The sequence below is a fragment of the Streptomyces sp. NPDC059695 genome (assembly GCF_042733785.1).
GTDB lineage: Bacteria > Actinomycetota > Actinomycetes > Streptomycetales > Streptomycetaceae > Streptomyces.
On sequence record NZ_JBHWFF010000045.1, the window covers coordinates 34716 to 38166 of the forward strand.

At 79.0% G+C, this 3451-nt stretch carries 2 protein-coding genes and 1 tRNA gene; 2 read left to right on the forward strand and 1 reads right to left on the reverse strand.

The genetic code is table 11. From position 1 onward, the window contains the following. Positions 1–101: 101 nt before the first annotated feature. Positions 102–2738, reverse strand: coding sequence for an SCO7613 C-terminal domain-containing membrane protein (locus tag ACFV2S_RS34300; RefSeq protein ID WP_385568632.1), 2637 nt, complete (start codon positions 2736–2738; stop codon positions 102–104). Positions 2739–2821: 83 nt separating this feature from the next. Here ACFV2S_RS34300 and ACFV2S_RS34305 point away from each other — a divergent pair, with 83 nt between their 5' ends. Beyond that, entirely contained in the window at positions 2822–3268 is a 447-nt protein-coding gene (locus ACFV2S_RS34305) for an SRPBCC family protein (RefSeq protein ID WP_385568636.1), read from the forward strand. Positions 3269–3307: 39 nt separating this feature from the next. Continuing rightward, positions 3308–3379: transfer RNA gene (locus ACFV2S_RS34310), tRNA-Val, on the forward strand. Positions 3380–3451 lie beyond the last annotated feature (72 nt).

The following is a 3451-nucleotide window of genomic DNA, read 5'->3' on the forward strand; positions in this document are numbered from 1 at the left end:
CGGGCCGGGCGCCCCCCCCGCTTGGGGCGCTGGTGGTTGCCGCCCCCCCCCCCCCACCCCTCCCCCCGCACCCCAACCCCCCTCCCGGGCCATTCGGCGTCTCACCGCATCCGCGCGAGCCGCTCCCGCAGCCGCCGGGCGTCCCGCCGCCGCTGCTCGTACGTGGCGCCCACCGCGAGCAGCAGCAGCCCCGCCAGGGCCGGTGGCAGCCAGCGCGGCAGCGCGCCCACCGCCTGCACCACGTAGGGCGCCAGCTCGTGCAGCGCGTCCATCGCGAGCACCGTGCCGCCGAGGAGCAGCAGCGCCTGGAGCCGGAAGCGCGCGCCGAGCAGCGTCACCACGAGCGCCGCGACCCCCAGGGCCAGCGGGCGCGCCCAGTCCGGGTCCGTCCAGGCCGCGCACAGGCTCGGCAGCAGCGTCACGGCGAGACCGGGACCGTACGCCGTCCAGGACGAGGCCTCCGGGTCCCGGCGCCGCCGCAGGAAGCCGACGGCCAGCGCCGGCACCGTCACCGGGAGCGTGTACGCCTCCGGGGTCGTCACGTCCCAGACCGCGAGCCGCACCCAGGTGGCCAGCAGGAACAGCGCCGCCGCCGTCCACGAGGCGAACCGCCGCCGCTCGGGCCGTACCGCCGTCGCCGCGGCGATCACCCCGCCCAGGGCCAGCGCGAGCGCGAGGAACGCGGGCCGGGACGCGGCGATCCCGAGGGCGACCAGCCCCACGGCCCCGCCCGTGATCTCGGCCGCGAGCGCCACCGGGCGCGGCGCCCTGGAGCCCACGGCCGCGGTCGCCGCCGGCACGAGCAGCAGCGCGAGCGCCGTCCAGTGGTCCTCGAACCGCCCCGCGGCCGCCACCGCGAACACCAGCCCCGTCCCCGCGAGCACCGCGGCGCAGGCGGAGACCACGCGGCGCGCGTCCGCGCCGACCGCGGCGACGCCCGCGAAGAGGGCGAGCAGGGCACCGAGCGTGGTGAACGTGGCGCCCCGGACGTCCAGGGCGAGCGCGACCGCGCTCACGGCGGAGGCGAGACCGCCGGCGTACGCGATCCACCCGAGGACGGGCCCGGGCGTCAGGCTCCGCCGCGGGGACGTCGCGCCCACGGGCCGGGAGCCCCAGGGGCCGGCCGTCCGGGCCGGGTCCGGAGCCGGGGCGGGGCCTCCGGCCGTGGGCCCGGAGGAGGCCGCGGCGGACGGGGCCGAGGGCTCCGGGGCCGTGCCGGCGGCGGGGCCGCTCGTCCCGGCCGTGGCCCCGCCCTCGGCGACCGGCGTGGCGGCCGGAGCGGTGACCGCGCGCAGGCCGCGCGTCAGCGGGCCCGGGCGGACCGCGAGCCCCAGGGCCGCCGCCGTCGTGAACAGCTGGAGGGCGAGCGTCACCGCGTACGGGAGGCCGAAGGAGACCGGCAGGGCCGTCAGCAGCGCCCAGGCCAGGGCGAGCGCCCCGCACCGGGCCCAGAGCCGGGGAAGGACCGCGAGGGCGGCCACGGCCACGGCCAGGACCAGCGCGGCCGTCGCCGGGTACGAGCCCAGGGCCCGCGCGGCGTGCTCGCCCGACCAGACGTCCGTCGTCCGCGCCACCGGCCCCAGGAGCCCCGCCACCACCGGCGGCAGCGCCCACACGACCCCGAGCGCCGCGACCCCGGCGCCCGCGCCGGCGAGGCCGAGCCGGATGCCCCGCGGCACCCGGACACCGGCACCGGCGGTACCCGACGTCCCGGACGGAGCCCCGGGATCACCTGTCGCACCGGCCACGGCCCACGCGCGGACCGCCGAGGCGAGGGCCAGCGCGCAGAGGACGTGGGCCGGCACCGCCCAGTCCGCCGGGAGCGCCGTGCGCAGGAGGCCCCCGGTGGCCGTCAGGGCCGCCAGGCCCGCGAGCGCCGAGGCCGCCACCGCGAAAGCGGGGGCACGCCAGGCCGCGTACAGGGCCACCGCCGCGCCCGCGAGGAGGAGCGGGGCGCCGCTCCACGGAGCGGCCAGGGAGAGCCATCCGCCCGTCAGCAGGGCCCAGCCGCCCAGCGCGGCCGCGCCGGTGCCCGCCGCGATCCGGACCGCCGCGGGACGGGCCCACAGCGTCACCGCCGCGTCCGCCGCCGCCGTGACCAGCGCCGCCCACGCGAAGGCCGTCGAGCCGCCGCCGGCCGCGAGGACACCCAGCGGCAGCGGCAGCTGCGCCGCGACCACGGCCACCGGCAGCGGGACGCGCAGCCGGGACAGCGCCGAGCCGTACGCCGTCCACGCGCCCGCGAGGACGGCCGACGCCACCGCCGTGTACCCGAGGCCGTCCGTCTCCGGGAGCGCCACCCGGTGCAGCGCGTACGCGTCCAGCACCGTCAGGACCAGACCCAGCGCCGCCACCGACTCGGCCGTCGACCCCAGCCCCCGGCGCAGCAGCGCCACCGGCGCGGCGAGCGTCGCGCCGGTCACCACGGCCAGCACCGTCGCGCGGGCGCCGATGCCCATCGAGCCCCAGCTCACCAGGGTGAAGGCGACCGCCGCGATCGTCAGCAGCGTGCCGCCGAGCGTCAGCAGCACGTTCTGCGCGCTCCGGGGCGTCGAGTCCGCGACCGGCCCGGCCGTCGGCGCCGGCCGCCCGAGCGGGGCCGCCGCCGCGAGCGGCGGGTACAGCACCTGGATCAGCCAGGCGCGGCGGGCCAGCAACTGGGACCGGCGCGCGTCGAGTTGCGCCAGCTCGCGGTCGACGAGCACCAGCTCGTCCGCGGGCGGCAGGGAGTTGTCCATACCCGGAGTGTGGCTGCGGCCACACCCTGCGGGAATGCGTCCCGGTACTCAGATTCCCGCCTGAGTACACCCACACTGGGGGCATGGACCGCAACCGGTATCGCTTCCGCTGCGTCTGGCGGCTCGCCGCCCCGCCCGACGCCGTCTACGCGGTCCTCCAGCGTGCCGAGGAGTACCCCCGCTGGTGGCCGCAGGTCCGCGAGGTGGTCCCCGTCGACGACACCACCGGCACGGCCCGCTTCCGGTCCCTCCTGCCGTACGACCTCGTCGTCACCGTCCGGTCCCTGCGCCGCGACCCGGCCGCCCGCGTCCTGGAGGTGGGGCTCGGCGGCGACCTGGAGGGCTGGGCCCGCTGGACCCTCGCGCCGGAAGGCACCGGCACGCGCGCGCTCTACGAGCAGGAGGTCGAGGTCCGGGCCCGGCTGCTGCGGGTCCTCGCCGTCCCCGGGCGGCCCTTCTTCCGCGCCAACCACGTACTGATGATGCGCGGCGGACGGCGCGGACTCGCGGCCCGCCTGCGCGCGGTTTGAACCGGGGGCGCGAAGGCCTGTATGGTTCAACCCGTTCCCGGGCGATTAGCTCAGCGGGAGAGCACTTCGTTCACACCGAAGGGGTCACTGGTTCGATCCCAGTATCGCCCACCGGGTAGAGGCCGGGGCGTGAGATTAGAGTCCGGCCCCGGTGGTTAGGTGAACCCCCCCGTCGCAGGTACC